At 40.7% G+C, this 1,206-nt stretch carries 1 pseudogene; it reads right to left on the bottom strand.

Annotated elements, in window-relative coordinates:
- A pseudogene (locus tag BGL89_RS08295) lies at positions 1 to 1,206 on the bottom strand (IS4-like element ISMae7 family transposase); the annotation flags it as partial.

Here is a 1,206-nt window from a genome sequence, read left to right as displayed (position 1 = left end):
AAAACCCCCCAAGAGAAGCAATCATTCTGACTGCTTCTCGAAAGGAGGGCGGCTTTTCAGGTGGCGGACTCTTTTTATGAATAGTGGCACACAAAGATTGCCATTCATGTTCTTCCAAAAAACTTTCACAACTCTCCTCTCCGTGTAAGCGTGCTTGATCGGTTAACCAGAGTAATCTCCAAGCTACAATTGAATAGGTAGCTAAGGCCATCTCAATTCTACGACCCGTTTCTAATTGCAGTTTTTCTAATCCACAACCACTTTTTAAAACAAAATGATAGCGTTCTATCAACCAGCGATAACTATACCAGCGCACACAGGTTATCGCCGATTCAAAGCTCCTAATGTCTAGGCTAGTTAAGAGGAGCCAACTGATAGGATTAACTCCGGGACGCGGATTTTCTTCTTCAGCTAAAATTACCTGTAATTTGACCGGTTGACGAGGGTTCGCTTTCGAGTGATGCTTAGGTACTTGTATTTCAAAACTGGCAAATCTAACTGTTAGTTTAGCTAGTCTAGCCTCGTGATTAGGATTGCGTTTTACTTGCACATCTAGGCTACCACAGGCTTTAACTTCTCTGATGGATTGATGTAAATATTTAGGCTCTGGATGCCCTGACTTTTGCTTGTCTTCGAGATAGTTAACTTTTCGGTTATGAGTTCCTCGGATTAATAAATGAGAGTTAGGACTTCTTGATTGGGCAAATAAATCAAATATGTCTGCCTCACAATCTCCGATTGTTACTACTTGAATATCTTCGGGTATTTGTTGTTGTGTTTCTGATCAAGAATCTAACCATCTTTGACTTTCTTTTTCTTCGGTTTCTCTTTTTTTTCTTTGCTTGGCAATCCCTAAATTCTTTTCTTCTCTTGCCCAGACCTATTGATTAATCAGTCCTAAAGGTATTCCTTGCGGTGACACTCCTAATGTGGTATGAACTTTGAGACCAAAGGATTTTTTATAATCTAGATAACCCATTCCTTTTTTGGCTTTTTGCGTCGTAAAGTCTAAACTTGTTGTGTCTTGCACTGCCAAAACTATTGGATGTTCTTTGATTCTTTCTACTGTACTTTTGGCTTGGGCGGCAATTATATCTGATGGGTGAAAATAGGGGGAATTCCAAAAGTCGTAGGTGGCACTCGCTGCGGCTAGATTTCCCGAAGCTTGTGGCACACTTGTACTAGGTTGGCTGGCCAAGTTTTCTA

Origin of the sequence: Microcystis sp. LSC13-02 (assembly GCA_002282935.1) — a bacterium.
Lineage (GTDB): Bacteria > Cyanobacteriota > Cyanobacteriia > Cyanobacteriales > Microcystaceae > Microcystis.
Note: the sequence above shows the minus strand (reverse complement) of the source record. Positions and strands in the feature narration are given on the sequence as shown.